Here is a 20213-nt window from a genome sequence, read left to right on the forward strand (position 1 = left end):
TTTGCCTACTTTTCTTTGGCGAAGCAAAGAAAAGTAGGTCGGCCGCCGGGCCGAGACCCGGCCTCGGAAGGCAAAAGAAAGCACATCCCTCATCAACCCCTGGGCCGCAGGGGGCGAAGAAAAAGCCCCAGACGCCCCGTCTGAGTGCCATATGCACCAGAACAAGGGTATTCACGGACAAGCTGGCTCCATCCCCCCAACCCCGCTGGTACTTCCTTGCTGCAGTCGTTAAGCGCAAAGTCGCTCCGATTCACCCAATGGAGAAACCCGATGACCCCGTCCCGCCGTCTCCCCCTCCAACTCGCCATCCTGTCCGCCGCCCTCACCCTGTGCGGCATGTCGAACGCACAGACCAAGGAACTCACCTTCGCCCACCAGGACATGCTCGTCCCGCTGCGCCTGGTCATGGAATCCGGCGAGGTCGAAAAAGCCACCGGCTACAAGATCAACTGGCGCATGTTCGCGGGCGGCGGCGACGTCATCCGCGCGATGGCTTCAGGCGACGTGCAGATGGGCGAAACCGGCTCCAGCCCGCTCACCGCCGCAGCCAGCCAGGGCCAGGACATCAAGCTCTTCTGGATCTCGGCGGACATCGCCAACGCCGAGGCGCTCATCGCCCGCAACGCGTCGGGCATCAACAGCATGAAGGACCTCGCGGGCAAGAAAGTGGCCACGCCTTTCGTCTCGACCGCGCACTACCAGCTCATGGCCGGCATGAAGATGGACGGCGTCGATCCCAAGAGCGTCAACGTGATGAACATGCGCCCGCCGGAAATCGCCGCCGCATGGGAGCGCGGCGACATCGACGCTACCTTCATCTGGGACCCGGTGCTCTCCAAGATCAAGGGCACGGGCAAGACCATCGCCACCTCGGGCAGCATCGGCAAGCGCGGCGCGCCGACCTTCGAAGGCATCGTCGTCAACGCCAAGTGGGCCGCCGCCAACGAGCCTTTCATGATCGCGTTCGTGAAAGCACTGAATCGCGCTAACGAGGAATACAAGGCCACCGGCAAGAGCTGGACACCCGATTCGCCGCAGACCAAGGCCATGGCCAAGTGGACCAAGGCCGACCCGAAGGACGTGGGCGCCGCCATGGCGCTCTACACCTTCCCCACCATGGCCGAGCAGGTCTCGCCCACGTGGCTCGGCGGTGGCGCGGCCAAGGCGATGGCGGGCACTGCAGCCTTCCTGAAGGAACAGGGCCGCGTGCAGGAAGTGAAGCCCGACTACGGCGCCTACGTGACCACCGTGTACGTCGACAAGGCCATGGGCAAGTAAGAGCGGGCGCACATCCGATGCCCACGCTCGACATCCGCGACCTCACGGTCAACTACGCCGTCAAGGGCGGCACGCTGCAGGCGCTGGCGCCCGTGAACCTCACGATGCACGACGGCGATTTCGTCGTGGCGCTCGGCGCTTCGGGCTGCGGCAAGACGACGCTGCTCAACAGCATCGCGGGCTTCCTGCCGCCATCGACTGGCGAGATCCTGCTCGACGGCAAACCCGTGGTCGGCCCCGGCGCGGACCGCGGCGTCGTGTTCCAGAAGCACGCGCTCATGCCCTGGCTCAACGTGCGCGACAACGTGGCACTGGGCCTGCGCCTGGCCGGCATGGGCAAGGCCGAGCGCGATCGCATCGCCGAAGACAAGCTCGCACTCGTCGGCCTGCAGCAGTACGCGGACCGCGCGGTGTACGAGCTCTCGGGCGGCATGCAGCAGCGCGTGGGCATTGCGCGCGCGCTTGCCAGCGACCCGGCCGTGCTGCTGATGGACGAACCCATGGGCGCGCTCGATGCGTTCACGCGCGAGCAGGTGCAGGAGATCCTGCTCAAGGCCTGGTCCAAGTCGAACAAGATGGTGTTCTTCATCACCCACTCGGTGGAAGAGGCGCTGTTCCTCGCGACGCGGCTCATTGTGATGAGCCCGAGCCCGGGGCGCATCTCGCACGTCTACGACAACGTGCCGTTCTCGCGCCAATACCTCTCGCACGGCGATTCGCGCAAGGTGAAGTCCGAGCCCGAATTCATCCGCATGCGCGAAGAGGTCTTGTCGATCATTCACCATCGCGAGGCCGCCCATGCCTGAGGTCACCATCGCATCGCCCAATGCTGTTGCCGTTGCTGCCATGACGCCGCCTTCGAAACCCGCCGCATCGCCGCCGCCCGCACCCGGTGCCAAGCTCAAGACCAGCGCCTTCAAGGTGCCGGGCGAGGGCTCCAGCGTCGTCATCAGCGTGGTCACCGTGGTGGCGCTGGTCGTGCTGTGGTTCGTCGTTACCAACATGGGCTGGGTCAAGCCGCTCTTCCTGCCGACGCCGCAGGCCGTGTTCCAGCAGTTCTACGAATACCTCACCGGCCAGGCCAACGACAAGCCGCTGTGGCAGCACTTCCTGGCGAGCATGTTCCGCGTGTTCTCGGCCTTCTTTCTTGCGTGCGCCACGGCCATTCCGGTGGGCATCGCGATGGGCATGAGCCGCTTCTGGCGCGGCATCTTCGATCCACCGCTGGAGTTTTACCGGCCGCTGCCGCCGCTCGCGTACCTGCCGCTCATCATCATCTGGTTCGGTATCGACGAGTTGCCCAAGGTGCTGCTGATCTTCTTGAGCTGCTTCGCGCCGCTGGCGCTGGCCGCGCGCTCGGGCATGCGGAGCGCCTCACAGGAGCAGATCAATGCCGCGTACTCGATGGGCGCGAGCTACATGCAGGTGATTCGCCATGTCATATTGCCTTCGGCGCTGCCCGACATCCTCGTGGGCATGCGCATTGCCATCGGCTTCGGCTGGACCACGCTGGTGGCCGCCGAGATGGTCGCGGCCAACATGGGCCTCGGTCAGATGGTGCTGAACGCGTCGAACTTCCTGCGCACCGACATCGTCATCATGGGCATCATCGTCATTGGCGTGGTGGCTTATCTGTTCGACCTGCTGATGCGGTGGCTCGAGCGACGTCTTGTGCCCTGGAAAGGGCGCATGTAACAGGGGGCGAGACCGGTGACGCCGGTGGCGATGCCGGCATCGTGGGCGGGTCGCCCAGCGGCTCCATCGACTTCTCCAGGAAGTCGAGCATCGCGCGCATCGCCGCGCTGTTGTGGCGGCGCTGTGAATAGGCCGCATACAGCCAGTGGTCGCGCGGCATGTGCTCGCGCAGCACGGGCACCAGCGCACCGCGCTCCAGGTGCGATTGCGCCAGCGGCTCCGGCACATAGGCCACGCCCACGCCGCGCAGCGCCAGCTCGATGAGCGCCATCGCGTCGTTGGCCTCCATGCGGCTGTGAACCGCCACCTCGTGCGGCTTGCCGTCGGTCTCGAAGGGCAGGTGCGTGGTCGGCATCGACGCGTAGCTCAGGATGTCGTGGCGGCCCACGTCCTCGGGCACCTGCGGAATGCCGCGCCGCGCCCAATAGGCCGGCGAGGCGCACACCACCATGTCGTACTGAACCAGCCGGCGCACGATCAGGTTCATGTCGTCGATGCGCCCACCCGTCAGGTGGATGTCGATGCCTTCCTCGATCAGGTCGATGTCGCGGTTGGTGAACACCAGGCTCACGTACACGTCGGGATAGAGATTGATGAAAGAGGCCATCACATCCGAGAGCCAGCCCGCGATCATCCCGTTCGGCGCGCTCATGCGCAGGCGGCCCTTGGGGTGCGAGCCGTGCGCCTGCAGGTCGTTGAGCGTGTTCTCGGCCATTGCCACCAGCTCGGTACTGCGGTCGAGCAGTACCTGGCCGGCATCGGTGAGGCTCAGCGAGCGGGTGGAGCGATTGAGCAGGCGCACGCCGCTGCGCGTTTCGAGTTCGGCCACATAGCGGCTGACCGTGGCCTTGGACATGCCGAGCGAATCGGCGGCGCGGGAGAAGCTGCGGCGGAAGGCAACTTCGCGAAAGGTTTTGATGAGGTCGAGGCCGTCCATGGTGGGGGCATTGTTCCAGCATCGGGGGAGGGGCCATGGACAGTAGGGGCATCGCCTTTTGCCGTCCGCTCTCGAATGGCGAGTACTTCGTGGCCATGCTGTGCCGGTCATGTCAGAAGAAATCATGACCGGGGCTGGCATCCCGTTGAAATCACTGCGACGCCAAACCGTCTGCGCGACACTTTTCTTCGAAAGGCCGGGCTCATCCAAAACGCATCCCGCTGCGTACAGGTGCCAGCTGCACGCACTCTGACCTGCTCACTGAGGAGAATCGCCCATGCCCCAAGACCTCACCTTCGCCCTGCACTGGGCAGAAAAAGGCCTAATCCCCGACCCCTTCATCCGCCGAGGCATCCGCCGTCTCCTGAAAGAGCGCCTGACTGAACTCCACGCCGGCAACCCCCTCGCGACAGCCGATCTCACCCAAGACTTCCTGACCCAGATGCGATCCGCGCATATGGCACCGTTGCCGGAAAAAGCCAACGAACAACACTACGAAGTCCCCGCCGCCTTCTTCGCCCAGATCCTTGGCAACCACCGCAAATACAGCAGCTGCTACTGGCCCGAAGGCACCCAGACGCTGGAGCAAGCCGAATCCGCCGCCCTCACCGCCACCTGCGAGCGCGCCGGCCTCATCGATGGCGGGCAGCGTTGGTGGGTGAGCCACTACCTCTTCGAGCGTCGCGCATGACGACAGTGGGAGGGACTGGCATCGCATTCGCAGGACTCGCATGGACTGCGCTGGTCGTGCTGCTCACCTGGCTCGTCAGCCTCGCGCGTCATGACGTGAGCCTGGTCGATCGCGTCTGGTCCGTCTGCATCGTCGGCGCGGGCCTCGTCTATTTCGTGCTGTTGCCGGGCCACACGGCGCGTGGCCTGTGCATGGCGGTGCTGGGCACGGCGTGGGCGGTACGGCTTTGCCTCTACATCACCTGGCGCAACTGGGGGCACGGCGAAGACTGCCGCTACCAGGCGATGCGCGCGCGCAACCAGCCGGGCTTCGCGTTCAAGAGCCTGTACCTCGTGTTCGCGCTGCAGGCGGTGCTCGCGTGGATCGTCTCCGCGCCGTTCCTGCCGGGCATGGCGGCGGTGCAGCCGATGGGATGGATCGACCTCGCCGGCATCGTGCTCGCGCTGTTCGGCCTTTTCTTCGAGGCCATCGGTGACGCGCAAATGGCGCGCTTCAAGGCCGACCCCGCGAACGAAGGCAAGGTGATGGACCGCGGCTTCTGGCGCTACACGCGCCACCCCAACTACTTCGGCGAGGCCTGTGTCTGGTGGGGCCTGTGGCTCATCGCCATCGGCGGCACAGGCTGGAGCGGTGCGTGGACCGTCGTCTCGCCGCTGCTCATGACCTGGCTGCTGCTCAAGGTCTCCGGCGTGCGCATGCTCGAAGAGGACATCGGCGAGCGCCGGCCCGCTTATCGCGACTACATCGCACGCACCAACGCCTTTGTGCCCGGGCCGGTGCGCAACCACCGGAATCGCTCATGAGAAAAACGCTCTTCGTGCTGGCCGCCTTGTGGTGCGGCGCTGCTTCGGCCGCCGGCCCCACCAGCGGCGAATGGAATTTCCGCGTGCTGCTCGACGATTCGCCCATCGGCGAACACCGCTTCGCGCTCGCCGCCAACGGCGAAGAGCGCAAGCTGACCAGCGAGGCGCAGTTCGCGGTCAAGCTGTTGGGCGTCACGGTCTATCGCTACCGCCATTCGGCGATCGAGCAGTGGCGCGGCGATTGCCTGCGCCAGCTTGCATCGAAGACCGACGACGACGGCACGCCAGAGAAGGTGGATGCAAGCGCGACCGGCGACAGCGCGCTCACAGTCACCACGGCCAAGGGCACGCAATCGGTCGATGGTTGCGTGATGAGCTTCGCCTACTGGAACCCCGCCATCCGCAAGCAGGAGCGCCTGCTGAATTCGCAAAGCGGCAAGCTCGAAGCCGTGCAGGTGAGCCGCACCGGCAGCGGCACGGTGGAGGTGCGCGGCCAGCAGGTCGCGGCCACGCGCTGGCGCATCGCGACGCCGGCGCAGCCGATCGACATCTGGTACTCGGGAGAGGGCGAGTGGATCGGCCTGGACTCCACCGTGAGCGGTGGCCGCAAGCTCAGCTACCGCCTGAAGTAGAGCGCGTCAGCGCGATGCAACCGGCACTGCCGCATCCGCCGCATCGACCGCATCGACCGCATCCGCTGGCGACGGACTGCGCCCGATCATCCACGCACACAGCGCCGACACCACCCCTGCGAACAGCACATACATGCAGATCTGCCACGGCTCCCCGCCACCCGACTTCAGCAACGCGGTCGCAATGATCGGCGTGATGCCCGAGGCGAAGATGCCCGAGAACTGGTAGACGAAACTTATGCCCGTGTAGCGCACCTTCGCATCGAACAAGTCGCAGAACAGCGCGGCTTCGGGCCCGTACACCGAGGCATACAAGATGCCGAACGGGACGATGATCGCGAGCCACACGAGCAGCACGTTGCCGCCGCTGTTCGTCATGAGCCAGAAGCCCGGAAATGCCGACACCGCGGTGATGAGCGAGCCCCACATGTAGACCTTGCCGCGCCCCATCTTGTCGGAGAGCCGGCCGAAGAAGGGAATGAAGAAGATCATCACGATCGCTGCCGCCATCACGCCCAGCAGTGCATCGGTGCGGCTGATCTTGATCGTACTGGTGAGGTAGTTGATCGAGAACACGCCGAAGATGTTGAAGAACACGCCGTCGATGTAGCGCGCGCCCATGCCCTTGAGCACATTGCCGGGGTAGCGGCGGATCATGTCCATGAACGGAATGCGCAGCTCCGCGTTGCGCGCCTTCACCGCCGCGAACTCGGGCGTTTCCTGCACGTGCAGGCGGATGTACATGCCCACCAGCACCATCACGCCCGAGATGAGGAACGCGATGCGCCAGCCCCACGACATGAACTGTTCGTCGGTGAGCAGCGACGACAGCAGCGCCACCACGCCCGAGGCCAGGCACAAGCCAATGGCCAGCCCGATCTGCGGCAGCGACGCATAGAAGCCCCGCTTGTCCTTCGGTGCGTATTCATACGCCATGAGCACTGCGCCGCCCCATTCACCGCCCAGGCCAATGCCCTGTGCGATGCGAAGCAGCAAGAGCAGCACGGGCGCCGCGATGCCGATCTGCGCATATGTGGGCACGAGGCCGATGAGGAAGGTGGCCACGCCCATGATCATCAGCGTGATGATGAGCATGCTCTTGCGACCGATCTTGTCGCCGAAGTGGCCGAAGATCACGCCGCCCAAGGGCCGCGTGACGAAGCCCACCGCAAAGGTCGTGTAGGCCAGCAGGACCGACACCACCGGGTCGCTGCCCGGGAAGTACAGCTTGCTGAACACGATGCCGGCCACCACGCCGTACAAAAAGAAGTCATACCACTCGATGGTGGCGCCCACCAGGGCGGAGATGACCACCCTGCGAATCGCTTTCTCGTCGGTTGCGCTCATGTGTTTGTCTCCAATGCGTTGTTGTCGAGCGGCCTCTGCGGGCCTTTGATTTCAGGAACCCCTGGCGTCCTCTCTGATCAGGTCGACGGCCTTCTCGGCCATCATCACGGCGGGTGCGTTGGTGTTGCCCGACACCAGCGTCGGCATCGCCGAGCAATCGATGACCCGCAGGCCCGCGATGCCCTGCACGCGAAGGCGCGCATCGACGACGGCGAGCGCGTCGCTGCCCATGCGGCAGGTGCCGGTGGGGTGGAAGATGGTGGCGCCGTTGTTGCGGCAGAACTCCAGCAGGTCTTCGTCGCTCGCGGCCGTGGGGCCTGGCTTCACTTCGCGTTTCACGTAGGGGCGCATCGCGGGCGCATCGGCAATGGCGCGCGCGGCCTTCACGCCGGCCACGGTGGTCGCGCGGTCGAGTTCAGTGGCGAGGTAGTTGGGCTGCATCTCGGGCGGCTCGGCCGCATCGAGTGAGCGGATGCGGATGTGCCCGCGCGACTCGGGCCGCAACTGGCACACCGACATCGTGAAGCCGGAGTACGGGTGCACCTTGCCGCCCGCCATGTCGGCCGAAAGCGTGGCAACGTGGAACTGGATGTCGGGCGTCGCGGCCACGGGATTGCCGTGCTCGTCCTTCAGCGCGCGCATGAAGCAGCCGCCCTGGTTGATGCCGACTGCGAGCGGGCCGGTGCGATGCAGCAGCCATTCCATGCCCATGCCGATCTGGCCCGTCCACGAGTTGAGCTGATCGTTGGTGGTGATGGGCTTCGCGCACTCGTAGCCGAGGCGGATCTGCAGGTGGTCTTGCAGGTTCTCGCCCACGCCGGCAAGGTCATGCACGACAGGAATGCCGAATCGATCGAGCAGCGCGCGCGGCCCGATGCCCGAGAGCTGCAGCAGCTGCGGCGACTGGATCGAGCCGGCAGAGAGCAGCACCTCGGCGCGGCAGCGCGCGGTCTTGAGCTCGCCGCCTTGCCTGTAGGTGACGCCGACGGCGCGCTTGCCTTCGAACACCAGCTTGCTCGCGAGCGCATCGGTCTCGATGCGCAGGTTGGCGCGGTGCTTCGCGGGCGTGAGGTACGCCTTCGCCGTGCTGCAGCGCCAGCCCCTGTGCGTGGTCAGCTGGTAGTAGCCCGCGCCTTCCTGTGCAGCGCCGTTGAAGTCTTCGGTGCGGGGCACGCCGGTCTGCTGCGCGCCGCCGATGAAGGCTTCGATGAGTTCGTGCCTGGCTGCGATGTCCGACACCTTCAGCGGCCCGTCGCCGCCGTGGAAGGCATCGCCACCGCGCTGGTTGCCTTCGGACTTGATGAAGTAGGGCAGCACGTCGTCGTAGCCCCAGCCTGCGTTGCCGAGTGCGGCCCAGTGGTCGTAGTCCTCGCGCTGGCCGCGGATGTAGATGAGGCCGTTGATCGCGCTCGAACCACCCAGCGTCTTGCCGCGCGGCCAGTAGATGCGGCGGCCGTTCATGTTCGGGTCGGGGTCGGTCTCGAAGCGCCAGTTGTAGGTGGGGCTCCACATGGTCTTGCCGTAGCCGATGGGCAGATGAATCCAGAGCGACCGGTCGGGCGGCCCGGCTTCCAGCAGCAGCACGCGCGTGGCGGGGTCTTCGCTCAACCGGCCCGCCAGCACGCAGCCGGCCGATCCGGCGCCGACGACGATGTAGTCGAACTCTTCATCACGCATGCTTGGCATCCGGGGAGTGGAACAATTGCTTCCGATCCGCCGCATCCTAGGTTATTGTTTTTCGGAACGCAATGTTCCATTTTTAAGGTTTACCCGCATGCCACGAGCCGCGCGCGCGCCTGTTGAAGTGATTCCTGCCGCTCCTGTCGCCCCTCTTGTCGAGGAGTCGGCCTCCGGTTCGTCGGCCGAGCGCAGCCTGCGCTTGCTGGCGCTGTTGGCCAATGAAGGCCGGGCGTTGACGCTGGCTGAACTGGCCGCGCAGCTCGGGCTGCCCAAGGGCACGGCGCATCGCATCTGTACGCAGTTGCTGGCGACGGGGTTCCTGGCGCGCGATGTGGACGAGCGCTCGTTCAGCGTCGGCCCGGCGTTGCGCAAGCTCGCCTTCGATACGCTGAACCACGGCGTGGTGCGCGGGCTGCGGCACGAGGTGCTGTCCGAGCTCGTGCGACAGGTGGGAGAGACCTGCAACCTCACCACGCTCGATGGCGCGCAGGTGCTGTACCTCGACCGCGTCGAGGCGCAGTGGCCGCTGCGCCTCACGCTCGATGTGGGCTCGCACGTGCCGCTGCATTGCACCGCGAGCGGCAAGCTCTTTCTCGCGCTGATGCCGAAGAAGGCGCGCGACGCGCTCATCGACAACCTGCCGCTCGAACGCATGACGGCCAACACCATCACCAAGGCCGATGCGTTGCGCGCCGAGTGCGACGAGATCGCGAAGCGCGGCTACTCGCGCGACCGCGAAGAGTTCATCGCGGGATTGGTGGCGGTGGCCGTGCCGGTGCGCGATGCGGCGGGCGAAGTGCGCGCGGCGCTGGCGGTGCATGCGCCGACGGCGCGGATGTCGATGGAGGAGGCGGTCAAGCGCATCGATGCGTTGAAGGCGGCCGCGGGGAAGATGAGCGGGCTACTCTGAGGTTCAGGGCGCGCGCACAGGCCACCGGGTACTCCCCTCCGCGAATGTCCCCCGGCCTGCGGCCTCCTCCTTGATTTCGCTGCGGGGAGCACCCGATGCCCTGCGCGCACAGAGCGCTGTCGTTGTGCCGGCCGATTGAGCGCGGCGCTCACTGCTCGTAGCAGATGTCCAGGCGGATCAATGCGCCTTGGCTGTCGACGCGGTCGGCGCGGAAGTAGTAGCGGCCGCGGTAGCTGTCGAGGTGCAGTGGGAGCGCGACGGGATCGCCCCAGCTCGTCAGTGCGAAGCCTTGCGCGCGCAGCGATTGCAGCAGGGCGTCGAGGCGCTGCGGATCGGCATCGACGCGGATGTCGGCGTCTGCGGGTGGTGTGCCTTGCGGGTCTTGCTGCCATCGCGCGAAGCTGCCGAGCAAGGTGAAGGCGTGTCCTTGTGCGCGCAAGGTGTCGAGCAATGCGGCGGTGGCTTGCAGGTCGATGCGCTCGCGCTGCTTGTGGAAGACCAGTGCGTATTCATGGCGCCGGTCGGTGCGTGCATCGGATTCGTTTTTCTGGTCATCGTGCGGATAGACGAGCACGCGCTCTTCTTCCATGACGAAGAGCGAGCCAAGGATGCGCGCGAGGTCGAAGGCCAGAGGCAGCACGCGAGCGCCGAGGCGGATGTTCTCCACCATCGCGATGCAGGCGCCGCCTTCGGGCAACCCTGCGCGGACGCGGTGGAACACGTTGCGCAGGCCGTCGAGGTGCTGGGTGTAGCTCTGGCTGTCGTAGAGCTGGGAGGCCCACGGTGCACCGGTCCAGCGGTAGCCGAAGTAGGGCACATTGGTGAGGCAGAGATCGAAGGGCGGCAGCGCGGCGTCTTCAAGCGCATCGCATGAGCCGTGCAGCAGCGTCGTGCCGTGCGCGAGTTCGTGACGCGCCAGTCGCTCTCGGATGAGGTCGATGCGGCCTGCATCGACCTCGCAGCCTGAAGCCAACCGGCCTTCGAGACGCGCCGCCAGCAAGGTCGTGCCAAAGCCCGCGAATGGATCGAACACCGTGTCACCCGGCTGCGAGAACTGACGCACGAACGGCAGCATCTGCTCGACCCATCCGCAATCGCGACCGCCCATCGGGTCTCGGGCGCGCAGGTCGTCCGGCAGCCGGTGGCGCGGCGATTCGCGGTCGAGCATCAACCAGCTGTGACTAGCCATGGGCAAGGGCCTGTTCGGTGCGGGTGTCGAGCAGCACGTCGTGTCCCGGCTCCCAGCCGGCGCAGAGCTGGCCGTCGGCAAAGTAGACGAGCTTGTAGATGTCGCCGGTCGCATGGCGTTCATGCATCGCGCCGTAGTCGGCGCTTTCGAAGACGACGTTCAGCCCGCGCTCGGTGCGAAGGCGCAGGTTCCAGAAGTAGTAGCCCTCGGTGAGGCCTTCGAGCGTCCATCCGCGCGAGACCTCGGGGTCGTCGAGGCAGGCGGTCAGCAGAGCGTCCATCGACACGCGTTCTGCGCGCAGGTAGCGCGCGGTGGCGTTGTCGCGGTAGCCGTCGTCCAGGCGCGAGAACTCGCGGAAGACGACGGTGCCAGCGCCGCATTGCCGTGCCCACGAGAGGTACGTCGCTACGTCCTGCGGTTGCGCGATGCCGCCGCGTTGCAGGATGCATATGAGACGCAGCGGAACCGCGTCGGCCAGCTGCCGCGCCGTGTGTTCGAACGCGGCCTGATCGCCGACCGCGACCTCGGGCCGGAACCGCATGATGGACTGGTTGATCGCGCCCTCATGGTGATGGCGAGACAGCTCCAGCCAGCTCAGCCCGAAGCTTTGCAGCGCGCGCCGCAGCACCTCGCCTTGCGGTGCGGCGAAGCCGGCGCCGTTGGTGTAGAGCACCCGGTCTTCGACGACCGGGCCGTCGCTTTCGCTCGCGGTCAGCGTGTGGAGCAACCGAAGCATCCAGTCGGCATCGTCGCTCGTTTCGAGGCCCGAGAGCGACCACGAGAGCGGCACGCCGCGCAAGGCCCGCAGCGCGCGAGACAGGCCGTCGAAGTAATCGGGCGCGGGCCGCAGCCGCGAGGCCGGTGTTCCGCCATCGGTCTTGCGCAGGTTCTCCGAGCAGAAGCTGCAGCGTGCAGAGCAGGGGTGCACGGATGCGTACGGCGTGAAGGTGATGGGTTGTGCAAAGCGCCGCTCGACGCCGCCGATGGCGTGCGTGTGCCAGCGCGCGGCTTCGTGCGCCAGCGGGGTGCGGCGGGTCACCCGGCTCACCGAGGTGCGCAGCCGTTCGAAGAGCGGGGAGCCCGCGCTTCGCGGCAGGTCGGCAAGGGCAATTTCGAAGGAAGTGGCGGAGCGCATCGCGGGTGGTGGAAGGGGCGGAAATGGCCGCAGCCGCAACGATACGACAGCGCCGTCTCCGATTGGGAATTTGTGCACGATCTGTTAGAACCGCCCCATGCGCACTTCCCTCGCTCTGATTCCGCTCTTGTTCGCCGCCCTGGCCGCGAATGCGGACGTGGTGCGCTGCACCGACGCCAACGGCAAGATCTCGTACACCGACGGCAAGTGCCCGACGGACACCAGGCAGTCGCGGCAGGTGGCCATCGACGAGACGCCTCCGCCGCCGGTGCCCGCGCCGGTTTCGCGCCCGCAGGCCGAGGAATCGCGCCAGCCGGCCTACACACCGCCGCCGGTCGCCACGCCTTCGGGGCCGGCGATCATTCCGCGCCACCCGGTCGCCGAGGCGCCGCCGGCCGATCCGCCGGTCTACATCCTGGGGCCCGAGCCTTACTACGACGGACCGCAGCGCCACGCTCATCGTCCGCCCCGCGTGCGCGATCCGGGGCCGCCGCCCGGGCAGCGGCCGTGCCAGAACCTCGCGGGCATCAAGCGCAACAACTGCTGAAGGCTGACGGGGCGCCGGCCCTGTATTCGATCCATGACTCTTTTCGCTTCCGCGCCGGAGCGCCCGCGCCACTGGACCGTCCATTGCGACGGCAGCGCCATGCCCAACCCGGGCCGCATGGGCATCGGCGCGGTCATCACGCAGCCCGACGGCACGCGCCACCTGCTCTCGCAGGCCACGCACACGATCGGCTGCAACAACGAGGCCGAGCTGCGGGCGCTGACCCTGGCCCTGAAGGAACTGCGCGCCCGCGGCGCCAGCGCCGTGGTGGCCTACAGCGACAACAGCATCCTGGTCGAGCAGCTGGGTGCGGCCGATGCCCGGCCGATCGCGCGGCTGGCACCGTTGTTCGACGACGCGCGCGCGTTGCTCGGCACCTTTGACGAAGCCAGCGTGCAATGGATTCCGCGTCACCGAAACAGCGAAGCCGATGCACTGGCGCGTGCAGCCCTCGGTGCCGGACCGAAGCCGCCGCCCAAGCCCTGGAAAAAGCGGCGCTAGAAGGGCTGCGCTGCGAGGTCCTTATCATTCGGGTCGTTCCCGAAAATCCAGATTCCCATGACCGAAGAAACTTCCCGCCCGCCCCTTCCCGATCACCTCTCCACCGATGCGCGCAGCCCGCACCACGTGGCGGCCGTGTTCGAGTTCCCCATCGGCATCCGCTTCAACGGCAAGGAACGGCTCGATGTGGAGGAGTACTGCATCAGCGAAGGCTGGATCAAGGTGCCGGCAGGCAAGGCGGTGGACCGCAAGGGCTACCCGCTGCTGCTGAAGCTCAAAGGCACGGTCGAGGCTTATTACCGGTAAGACAGAAGGGCCTCGCCCTTTCAGCGCCACTGCAGCAACAGCGACCAGGGCTGGCGGCTCATGTGGCGGTCGATGCAGCCGGGCACACCGGCCGTGCATCCTTCGGGCAGGTAGCTCGGATCCAGCAACTTCGTGCCGGGCGCGAACGCCAGCCGCCGCAAGGTGACCGACTGGATCACGTTGCCGCCCACGGTGTCGAAGCCTGTGGCATCGACGCCCACCACCACATCGCAATGCATGGGCAGCGCCTCGCCGCCCGTAGGGCGCTGCGCCAGCACTTCGCCGATTCGCTCGAAGGTGTCGTAGCCCGCGCCGGTGCCGCGTGCCTGGCAGACGAGATCGCCGATGCGCGGCGGCGTGCCCATCAGGTCGCAGGCGCGCATCGCGTAGCGTGTCGGTCGGTTCGCGGCTTCGTCGAGGCCCGCTTTCCATGCGGCGCCCGCGTAGTCGGCATGCGCTTCCGAGAAAACGAACTCGTCCGCGCCGAGCCCGGCCCGCTGCGCGATCCAGCTGATGAAAGCTGCGGACCACGGCGCATCGATCACCGCGACGCGGCTCAATGCGTTGTCGATGGATTGCGGCTCGGACGAGTCAGGCGTGGTATCCGGGTCGGTGCCGCGAAGGCGCACGCCGGTCGCCTGCCAGTAGCCGAGCACGTGCTGCCACGGCGCGAGGTTCTGCGGTGCGCGGCGGATGTCTTCGGCTTCGGCATCGCCGGCAAAGGTGAGACGGCCTTCGGCGTCCATCGTCTGTGCGCCGAAAGCCTGGTGCTCCTGCTGCGCGAAGGTCGCCATCGCGAGTGCGCGGGAGGGCGACGGAATCTGCGTGGCGGTGTCCAGGCAGGTCGCTGCCGACGCGGCGTCCGATGCCGCCAGCCAAAAAAGAAAAATGCCCACGGCCAGGCTCTTCCGGGATGAAGAGGTGGCGGTGGGCGGACTCATGGCGAAGGAGCATAGCCCGTCGGGCCATGCACCTGTCGTCATGCACCTGCTAGTTGCAGTACTGCGCGTTGTTGTCGGTGTTGATCGGCGCGGGCGGGTCGGCCAGGAACTGCTGCACGGGGACGATGGTCGCCTGGCAATTCGCATCGGTGGTCATGTCGAACACATGCCAGATTCGCGTCGACGAGGTCTCGCCGGCCGGCGGCGTGAAGATCGACTGCGCGCCGCGGTTGGCCACCTCTACCCGTGCCGGTGAGCCCGTCTGTCCCGGGTCGAAGGTGTCGGAATAGTTGTGCACGATGAACCGGTAGGTGCGGTTCTTCGCGAGTTTCGCGAACGTGGTGACCTCGGGGCCGAAGCTGAACTGGTCGTCCACATCCAGGCCGATGAACGGCGCCTCGGTGAGCGAGCCCTTTTCCTCGAAGTACACCAGCTCGTCGGCGTTCGCACCGAAGGTGTACGAATCCAGGTCCAGGGGGCGCGCTCCCCAGGTCAGCTTGACCGACACGGCCGAGCGCGTGAGCGTCAGGCAGGCACCCAGCGAGACGTCTTCGTCGCCGACGGTCACCGTGGGCGCGTTGGAGACTTCGGTCGCGGTGTTGGCGATGACGTAGGCCTCGCTCGCGCGTTTCACCGCCACCGAGAACTCGCCGTTCGCGTTGGTCAGTGCGGTGGCCAGGCCGGTGTAGGTCTTGCCTTCGCTTGCGACCAGTGCGCCGCCCACCCGTTCGCCGGCCGCGTTCTGCACGCAGCCGTTGATGCGCACGGTGTTGTAGATCTGGTCCGCGTTCCAGGTCGTGAAGTGCGTGACCGTACCTTCGTAGTACTGCGAGGGTGCCGTGCCCTGCAGCGTGGCCGTGCCTTCCTGCACCCACAAACCGGTGGTGGTGTTGTAGTGGAAGAGCGGCACGCTCGGCGGCAGCACCGTGGCGCGCGACGAGGGCGCGATGCGCAGCGTGGCGTCCATGCCGGCCGCAAGGTTCAGCGGTGCACCGTCCGCATCGACGAAGCTGGCGTCCAGCGCGCCGAAGCTCTCGATCGGTGCGGCGCCACCGTCCGTACCGGCGAGGTAGTTGCCGGGCATCACGTTGACGTCGCTCGCGGGAGCGATGGGCGTGACGCGCGCGGTCGCAGGGCCGGTGGGCGCGCTGCCGTCGGCGCGGCGCAGCGAGTTCGCGCGCAGCCGGACCATGGCGGTCGAGCCCGGCACGACGACGTCGTACGCGGCCTGCGGGTCGAAGTTCACCGTGACCGCCACCGGCAGCATCGGGATGTTGATGACGGTCGAGGAACCCGAGCCCGACAGTGCGGCGGTGGCGCGGCTCTGCGGCACCATGCCGGCCTTGTTGAAGCTCAGCAGCACCGAGCTGGCGGGTGTGATCTCGGTGAGGGTGTAGCTGCCGTCGTCGGCGGTGACGGCGGACAACGAACCGGTGCTTACCGTGACCTGGCCGACGCCTTCGCCGCTGATCGCGTTCGTGACGCGGCCGGTGACCTTGGCTTTCTGTTGCTGAGGTGGCGGTGGTGGCGGCGGGTTGTTGTCCGGTGGTGGGAGGATGATCGGCGGGTAGTTCACGTCGCCGCCACCTCCGCCTCCGCAGGCCGCGACGGTCAGTGCGGCCAGGACAGCTGCAGTGGCCGCCCATGGTTTGAATTTCATGATGATCCCCTCTCTTTGATAAACGATTTGTTGAGCCGTGTCGCAGGCTCGAATCGCCAGCCGGCAGGGCTGCCCGATGGTGCGGAACACGGGGGCGTCGTGCCAGTGCCGAAGGACACGTGTCGAAAGACACATGCCGAAAGTCACTTCGAAAAAGGGAAGGGATGAAAGAGGAGGTCTGCGGCCTGCGAATGCAGGTCGATGGAACGGCGTTTCAGGCCAGCAGGCTGAAGAGCGAACGCAGCACGCTGACGGTGGCCAGCACGATCAGCAGGTTCAGCACGTGCTTCCTGAACTGCTCGGGCGACACGCCCTTGAACGAGCGCTGCCCCCACCAGATGCCCGCCAGCATCGCGGGCGCGAGCCACACCGCCCACTTGAGCGTGGCGGGTCCGAGCAGGTTGCCCGACGCATGCGCGGAAGATGGCATGAGCGCGGCGGCCACCAGCGACACCACATCGCTGAAGAGCAGCAGCGCGATCAGCGTGGCGCGCAATGCGGCCGGCGCCATCTTCGCCGTGCTCAACAGCACCGCGATGGCGATGCCGCCAATGGCCGCCACGCCGTTGATGAAGCCCGAGGCCAGCCCCGCCGCGAGCCGCACGCCGCGCGTGGGCACGAGCGTGACATGCGCGCCGCCGCGCAGCAGCAACGCAGCGGCCATCAGCAGCGCGCCGATCAGAAGGCGCAGGGGCGTCTCGGGCAGCCACGCGAGCAGCGCCACGCCGAGGGGGATGCAGATCAGGTTGCCCACCATCAACCAGCTGAGCCAGGGCATGTCGACATCGCGCGCGATACCGCGCAGCTGGCTCAGGCTCGCGAGGATCTCGAGCATGAAGATGGCCGGCACCACGAGCGCGGGCGACACCACCAGCGACATGCCCGCCACCGTGATGGCAGAGAAACCGAAGCCCGCGAAGCCGCGCACGATGCCGGCCGCGAACACCACGCAGAGGCTGTAGGCGAGCAGTGCCGGCGCGAGCGGCGGAACCAGCAGTTCGGCCGCCGTCATTCCTCGAAGAGCGGCAGCAGCTTCAGGCGCTGCACCTTGCCCGAAGGCCCCCGCGGCAGATCGGCGACGAAGCGGTAGTGGCCCGGCGTCTTGTAGCGGCCGAGCGTGGTGGCGCTGAAGGCGCGCAGCTCGTCTTCGGTGCAGGCGCAGCCTTCGCGCAGCACGATGCACACGCCGATCTCCTGGCCGTAGTGGCGGTCGGGCACGCCCACGGCCGCGGCCTCGAGCACGGCGGGGTGCTGCAGCAGCGCCTCGTCGATCTCGCGTGGCGCGATGTTCTCGCCGCCCTTGATGATCAGTTCCTTGATGCGGCCGGTGACGAAGAAGAAGCCGTCCGCGTCGCGATGGCCGAGGTCGCCGGTGCGCAGCCATCCGTCGGGCGTGAAGCTCGCGCGCGTGGCCTCTTCGTTCTTGTAATAGCCGAGCATCACGTTCGGCCCGCGGATCACGAGCTCGCCGGTCGTGCCGTCGGGCACGGCCGCCAGCTGCGCATCGACCACACCGGCCATGCAGCCCGAGGCGCGTCCCACCGAACCGAGCTTGCGCGCGGCTGGGTCCATCGGGTTGGAGAACGAGGGCGCCGCGGTTTCGGTGAGGCCCATGGTCTCGACGATGCCGATGCCGAACATCTGCTCGAAGGCGCGGTGGTGCTCGGGCGGGAGCGCCGCCGAGGCCGAGCGGCAGAAGCGGATCGCCAGCGTTTGCGCAAGCGGCGGCTTCGGGCCTTCGAGCAGGTACGAGATCATGGTGGGCACCACGTTGATCCAGCTGCACTGCGTCTGCGTCGCCTGTTCCCAGAAGCGGCCGGCCGAGAATTTCGGCGGCATCGCGAGGCTGCCGCCATGCGCGAGCGGGGCGAGCATGGTCACGGCGAACGCGTTGATGTGATAGAGCGGCAGCACCGCGAGCACGCGGTCCGCAGGCTGCAGCGCGTGCTCGGCACTGATGGCATGCGCATTGGCCGCGAGGTTGCGCTGCGACAGCATCACGCCCTTGGGCATGCCGGTGGTGCCGGAGGTGTACATCAGCAGCGCGACGGCGTCGGCGGCGGGCGGTGGCGCATCGGACGTGGCTTCGGTTTCGCCCGGCAGCGCTTCGGCCTCCGGATCGACCACGATCACCGTCACCGGCCGGTCGAAGGCCTGCACGATGTCGTGTACCCGCGCCTCCCATTCGGGCGCCACGCAGACCACACGGCAGTCGGAGTGCGCGAGCACATAGCGCATCTGCTCGGGCTGCGACAGCAGGTTGACCGGGTTCACGCAGTAGCCCGCGTGCATCGCGCCCAGCAGCAGGCGCAGTGTCTGCAGGCCGTTGGGCATGACCACGGAGATGGTCTCTCCGGGCTTTGCATGCCGGGCCAGCACACCTGCCACGCGACGGCAACCGCGTGCGAGTTCGCCGTAGGTGATGTGGCGCTCGCTCTCGGTGCTGCGGGCGTACACCGCGTGCGGCTGCTGCGCTGCCTGCCGCTCGATCAGTGCATGGACCGTGGAGGCTGCAGCGCCGCTCATTTCGCTCCGTGCCTGGCGAAGTACGCGCCGAAGATATCGTCTTCGCTCGGCACCTTCTCCGGAATCGGCCGCGACACGCGCGTGATGTTCAGGTAGTGCCGGTAATTCATGTTGTCGGAAAAATTGTTCTTGCCCCAGGTGCCGCATCCCATCGAGAGCGAGAAGGGCAGGCCGTTGTCGAAGCTGCCCCCGGTGGCGATGCAGTGCGCCTGGTCGACGATCACGCGCGATACCGGTAGCTGGAGGCCCAGCGTCGTCGCGCGTTCGGGCACGGCACTGTGCAGGCCGACCGAGTGGCCCGCGCCTTCGTAGGCGTAGATGCGCTCGACCGTGGCTGCCGCTTCTTCGAAGTCGCGCGCGGCGTAGATGGCGAGCACGGGGCTCAGCTTCTCGCCCGAGAACGGATGGTCGTGGCCCACGCCGTCTTCGGCCACCATGAGGATGCGCGGGTCGGTGGCGGCAATGGCGAGCCAGCCTTCGCGGTTGGCGCCATCGACTTGCGCCGCCCGTTCCGCGATCGTGCGCGCCGACTGGCCGATGACGGCGGCCGAGAGCTTGCCCTCGGGCCACATCAGCGATTGCAGCGTGGCCTTCTGCGCGGCGGCGAGCATGACGGCGCCGCGGTCCTTGAGCGCGGCGAGCATCGAGGCGCGCACCGCATCGACGATCACCAGGCTGTTCTCCGACGAGCAGCTCGTCGCGTTGTCGAAGGTCTTGGAGCGCACGATGCGCTCGGCCGCGGCGTTCACGTCGGCCGTTTCATCGACGATGCCCGCCACGTTGCCCGCGCCCACGCCGAAGGCCGGCGTGCCGCTCGCATACGCGGCGCGCACGTTGGCCTGCGAGCCGGTCGCCACCACGAGGTCGCACAGGCGCATCAGCTCGGCCGTCGCCTGCTTGTTGATGGGCTGCGGCAGCAGTTGCACCAGATCGCGCGGTGCGCCGATGCGGTCGAACTCCGCGTGAATGAATGCGATGAGCCGTGCCGCCGTGGACCAGCCCTTGGGCGAGGGCGCGACGATGACCGCATTGCGGCCCTTGAGTGCATTGATGATCTTGTTGGCCGGCGTCGCGCCCGGGTTGGTCGAAGGCGTGACCGCGCACACCACGCCCACGGGCCGCGCAATTTCTACGATGCCGCGCGCCGGGTCTTCGCCGATCACGCCGACCGAGCGCGCGCCGTGCAGGTCGCGCAGCAGGCCGAAGGTCTTTCTGTAGTTCTTGCGGACCTTGTCCTCGACGTTGCCCACGCCGGTGTCGGCCACGGCCAGTTCGGCCAGCTCGCGGTTGCGCACCGGCTCGATGATGGCCCAGCCGGCCGCGATCACGGCGGTGTCGACCTGTTCCTGCGACCAGGTTTCGTAGATGCGCTGCGCGGCGCGGGCGCGCGCCACGAGTTCGGCGATGGGGGAAGAGGGAGTTGAATGTTCCATGG

20 protein-coding genes are annotated in these 20213 nt (G+C 67.1%); 10 read left to right on the forward strand and 10 right to left on the reverse strand.

Translation table 11 applies throughout. The features are described from left to right. Positions 1 to 270: 270 nt before the first annotated feature. From tauA to ACSFA7_RS12845, 3 genes are read left to right on the forward strand one after another with little or no spacing between them, the layout of a single operon-like run. The gene (tauA, locus tag ACSFA7_RS12835) at positions 271 to 1278 is read left to right on the forward strand and encodes a taurine ABC transporter substrate-binding protein (RefSeq protein WP_435499721.1); all 1008 of its coding nucleotides are present in this window, start codon (positions 271 to 273) and stop codon (positions 1276 to 1278) included. A 17-nt stretch (positions 1279 to 1295) separates the two neighbouring features. Next, positions 1296 to 2084, forward strand: coding sequence for a taurine ABC transporter ATP-binding protein (locus ACSFA7_RS12840; RefSeq protein WP_176659782.1), 789 nt, complete (start codon positions 1296 to 1298; stop codon positions 2082 to 2084). A 40-nt stretch (positions 2085 to 2124) separates the two neighbouring features. Further along, complete coding sequence (locus tag ACSFA7_RS12845) at positions 2125 to 2973, forward strand: ABC transporter permease subunit (protein WP_307648883.1); 849 nt, start codon at positions 2125 to 2127, stop codon at positions 2971 to 2973. Here ACSFA7_RS12845 and ACSFA7_RS12850 read toward each other — a convergent pair. Next, complete coding sequence (locus ACSFA7_RS12850) at positions 2891 to 3910, reverse strand: LysR family transcriptional regulator (RefSeq protein WP_435499722.1); 1020 nt, start codon at positions 3908 to 3910, stop codon at positions 2891 to 2893. The genes ACSFA7_RS12845 and ACSFA7_RS12850 overlap by 83 nt on opposite strands. A 277-nt stretch (positions 3911 to 4187) precedes the next feature. Between ACSFA7_RS12850 and ACSFA7_RS12855 the strand changes: the two genes are divergently transcribed. The 3 genes from ACSFA7_RS12855 to ACSFA7_RS12865 are packed head-to-tail and all read left to right on the forward strand — an operon-like array spanning position 4188 to position 6036. Further along, complete coding sequence (locus ACSFA7_RS12855; RefSeq protein ID WP_435499723.1) at positions 4188 to 4601, forward strand: SAM-dependent methyltransferase; 414 nt, start codon at positions 4188 to 4190, stop codon at positions 4599 to 4601. Beyond that, the gene (locus tag ACSFA7_RS12860; RefSeq protein WP_435499724.1) at positions 4598 to 5404 is read left to right on the forward strand and encodes a DUF1295 domain-containing protein; all 807 of its coding nucleotides are present in this window, start codon (positions 4598 to 4600) and stop codon (positions 5402 to 5404) included. The genes ACSFA7_RS12855 and ACSFA7_RS12860 overlap by 4 nt, the downstream gene beginning before the upstream one ends. Continuing rightward, positions 5401 to 6036 carry a DUF6134 family protein gene (locus ACSFA7_RS12865; protein ID WP_435499725.1) on the forward strand — a complete coding sequence of 212 codons (636 nt, stop codon included), beginning with the start codon at positions 5401 to 5403 and terminating at the stop codon, positions 6034 to 6036. The genes ACSFA7_RS12860 and ACSFA7_RS12865 overlap by 4 nt, the downstream gene beginning before the upstream one ends. Positions 6037 to 6042: 6 nt before the next feature. Here the strand turns inward: ACSFA7_RS12865 and ACSFA7_RS12870 are convergent, their stop codons facing one another. Both ACSFA7_RS12870 and ACSFA7_RS12875 read right to left on the reverse strand, forming a co-directional pair. Beyond that, positions 6043 to 7383, reverse strand: coding sequence for an MFS transporter (locus ACSFA7_RS12870; RefSeq protein ID WP_435499726.1), 1341 nt, complete (start codon positions 7381 to 7383; stop codon positions 6043 to 6045). A gap of 51 nt (positions 7384 to 7434) precedes the next feature. After that, positions 7435 to 9060, reverse strand: a complete 1626-nt coding sequence (locus ACSFA7_RS12875; protein WP_435499727.1) for a GMC family oxidoreductase — start codon at positions 9058 to 9060, stop codon at positions 7435 to 7437. Positions 9061 to 9157: 97 nt separating this feature from the next. On the opposite strand from ACSFA7_RS12875, the gene ACSFA7_RS12880 reads away from it, so the two are divergent. Beyond that, a complete protein-coding gene (locus ACSFA7_RS12880) occupies positions 9158 to 9973 on the forward strand; it encodes an IclR family transcriptional regulator (RefSeq protein ID WP_435499728.1) in 816 nt (271 codons plus the stop codon). Between the two features lie 148 nt (positions 9974 to 10121). On the opposite strand, the gene ACSFA7_RS12885 is transcribed toward ACSFA7_RS12880, so the two are convergent. Both ACSFA7_RS12885 and ACSFA7_RS12890 read right to left on the reverse strand, forming a co-directional pair. Beyond that, positions 10122 to 11162 carry a DNA methyltransferase gene (locus ACSFA7_RS12885; RefSeq protein ID WP_435499729.1) on the reverse strand — a complete coding sequence of 347 codons (1041 nt, stop codon included), beginning with the start codon at positions 11160 to 11162 and terminating at the stop codon, positions 10122 to 10124. Then, positions 11155 to 12297: a hypothetical protein gene (locus ACSFA7_RS12890; RefSeq protein WP_435499730.1), complete on the reverse strand. Its 1143-nt coding sequence runs from the start codon at positions 12295 to 12297 to the stop codon at positions 11155 to 11157. Before ACSFA7_RS12890 ends, ACSFA7_RS12885 begins: the two co-directional genes overlap by 8 nt. A 97-nt stretch (positions 12298 to 12394) precedes the next feature. On the opposite strand from ACSFA7_RS12890, the gene ACSFA7_RS12895 reads away from it, so the two are divergent. From ACSFA7_RS12895 to ACSFA7_RS12905, 3 genes are read left to right on the forward strand one after another with little or no spacing between them, the layout of a single operon-like run. Then, positions 12395 to 12844, forward strand: a complete 450-nt coding sequence (locus ACSFA7_RS12895) for a DUF4124 domain-containing protein (protein ID WP_435499731.1) — start codon at positions 12395 to 12397, stop codon at positions 12842 to 12844. Between the two features lie 33 nt (positions 12845 to 12877). Beyond that, positions 12878 to 13345, forward strand: coding sequence for a ribonuclease HI family protein (locus tag ACSFA7_RS12900; RefSeq protein WP_435499732.1), 468 nt, complete (start codon positions 12878 to 12880; stop codon positions 13343 to 13345). Between the two features lie 57 nt (positions 13346 to 13402). Next, complete coding sequence (locus ACSFA7_RS12905; protein ID WP_042582123.1) at positions 13403 to 13651, forward strand: DUF3297 family protein; 249 nt, start codon at positions 13403 to 13405, stop codon at positions 13649 to 13651. 20 nt (positions 13652 to 13671) lie between these two features. Here ACSFA7_RS12905 and ACSFA7_RS12910 read toward each other — a convergent pair whose 3' ends face one another. From ACSFA7_RS12910 to sauS, 5 genes are all read right to left on the reverse strand, one after another. Continuing rightward, a complete protein-coding gene (locus tag ACSFA7_RS12910) occupies positions 13672 to 14592 on the reverse strand; it encodes a DUF2272 domain-containing protein (protein ID WP_435499733.1) in 921 nt (306 codons plus the stop codon). 49 nt (positions 14593 to 14641) lie between these two features. Next, on the reverse strand, positions 14642 to 16252 hold the full coding sequence (locus ACSFA7_RS12915; RefSeq protein ID WP_435499734.1) for a hypothetical protein: 1611 nt from the start codon (positions 16250 to 16252) through the stop codon (positions 14642 to 14644). A gap of 214 nt (positions 16253 to 16466) precedes the next feature. Then, positions 16467 to 17264 carry a TSUP family transporter gene (locus tag ACSFA7_RS12920; RefSeq protein WP_435499735.1) on the reverse strand — a complete coding sequence of 266 codons (798 nt, stop codon included), beginning with the start codon at positions 17262 to 17264 and terminating at the stop codon, positions 16467 to 16469. Beyond that, entirely contained in the window at positions 17261 to 18778 is a 1518-nt protein-coding gene (locus ACSFA7_RS12925; RefSeq protein ID WP_435499736.1) for an AMP-binding protein, read from the reverse strand. The genes ACSFA7_RS12920 and ACSFA7_RS12925 overlap by 4 nt, the downstream gene beginning before the upstream one ends. Next, positions 18775 to 20211, reverse strand: a complete 1437-nt coding sequence (gene sauS, locus ACSFA7_RS12930; RefSeq protein ID WP_435499737.1) for an acylating sulfoacetaldehyde dehydrogenase — start codon at positions 20209 to 20211, stop codon at positions 18775 to 18777. The genes ACSFA7_RS12925 and sauS overlap by 4 nt, the downstream gene beginning before the upstream one ends. Positions 20212 to 20213 lie beyond the last annotated feature (2 nt).

The organism is Variovorax trehalosi (genome assembly GCF_051216415.1).
In the GTDB taxonomy this organism is placed as follows: domain Bacteria; phylum Pseudomonadota; class Gammaproteobacteria; order Burkholderiales; family Burkholderiaceae_C; genus Variovorax.

Excerpts from the sequence above, each read along its gene's own strand:
- sauS (WP_435499737.1), bottom strand. The coding sequence starts at position 20,211 with ATGGAACATTCAACTCCCTCTTCCCCCATCGCCGAACTCGTGGCGCGC.
- ACSFA7_RS12925 (WP_435499736.1), bottom strand. The coding sequence starts at position 18,778 with ATGAGCGGCGCTGCAGCCTCCACGGTCCATGCACTGATCGAGCGGCAG.
- ACSFA7_RS12900 (WP_435499732.1), top strand. The coding sequence starts at position 12,878 with ATGACTCTTTTCGCTTCCGCGCCGGAGCGCCCGCGCCACTGGACCGTC.
- ACSFA7_RS12840 (WP_176659782.1), top strand. The coding sequence starts at position 1,296 with ATGCCCACGCTCGACATCCGCGACCTCACGGTCAACTACGCCGTCAAG.
- ACSFA7_RS12875 (WP_435499727.1), bottom strand. The coding sequence starts at position 9,060 with ATGCGTGATGAAGAGTTCGACTACATCGTCGTCGGCGCCGGATCGGCC.
- ACSFA7_RS12890 (WP_435499730.1), bottom strand. The coding sequence starts at position 12,297 with ATGCGCTCCGCCACTTCCTTCGAAATTGCCCTTGCCGACCTGCCGCGA.
- ACSFA7_RS12920 (WP_435499735.1), bottom strand. The coding sequence starts at position 17,264 with ATGACGGCGGCCGAACTGCTGGTTCCGCCGCTCGCGCCGGCACTGCTC.
- ACSFA7_RS12895 (WP_435499731.1), top strand. The coding sequence starts at position 12,395 with ATGCGCACTTCCCTCGCTCTGATTCCGCTCTTGTTCGCCGCCCTGGCC.
- ACSFA7_RS12845 (WP_307648883.1), top strand. The coding sequence starts at position 2,125 with ATGACGCCGCCTTCGAAACCCGCCGCATCGCCGCCGCCCGCACCCGGT.
- tauA (WP_435499721.1), top strand. The coding sequence starts at position 271 with ATGACCCCGTCCCGCCGTCTCCCCCTCCAACTCGCCATCCTGTCCGCC.
- ACSFA7_RS12850 (WP_435499722.1), bottom strand. The coding sequence starts at position 3,910 with ATGGACGGCCTCGACCTCATCAAAACCTTTCGCGAAGTTGCCTTCCGC.
- ACSFA7_RS12910 (WP_435499733.1), bottom strand. The coding sequence starts at position 14,592 with ATGAGTCCGCCCACCGCCACCTCTTCATCCCGGAAGAGCCTGGCCGTG.
- ACSFA7_RS12860 (WP_435499724.1), top strand. The coding sequence starts at position 4,598 with ATGACGACAGTGGGAGGGACTGGCATCGCATTCGCAGGACTCGCATGG.
- ACSFA7_RS12885 (WP_435499729.1), bottom strand. The coding sequence starts at position 11,162 with ATGGCTAGTCACAGCTGGTTGATGCTCGACCGCGAATCGCCGCGCCAC.
- ACSFA7_RS12915 (WP_435499734.1), bottom strand. The coding sequence starts at position 16,252 with ATGAAATTCAAACCATGGGCGGCCACTGCAGCTGTCCTGGCCGCACTG.
- ACSFA7_RS12870 (WP_435499726.1), bottom strand. The coding sequence starts at position 7,383 with ATGAGCGCAACCGACGAGAAAGCGATTCGCAGGGTGGTCATCTCCGCC.
- ACSFA7_RS12880 (WP_435499728.1), top strand. The coding sequence starts at position 9,158 with ATGCCACGAGCCGCGCGCGCGCCTGTTGAAGTGATTCCTGCCGCTCCT.
- ACSFA7_RS12865 (WP_435499725.1), top strand. The coding sequence starts at position 5,401 with ATGAGAAAAACGCTCTTCGTGCTGGCCGCCTTGTGGTGCGGCGCTGCT.
- ACSFA7_RS12855 (WP_435499723.1), top strand. The coding sequence starts at position 4,188 with ATGCCCCAAGACCTCACCTTCGCCCTGCACTGGGCAGAAAAAGGCCTA.
- ACSFA7_RS12905 (WP_042582123.1), top strand. The coding sequence starts at position 13,403 with ATGACCGAAGAAACTTCCCGCCCGCCCCTTCCCGATCACCTCTCCACC.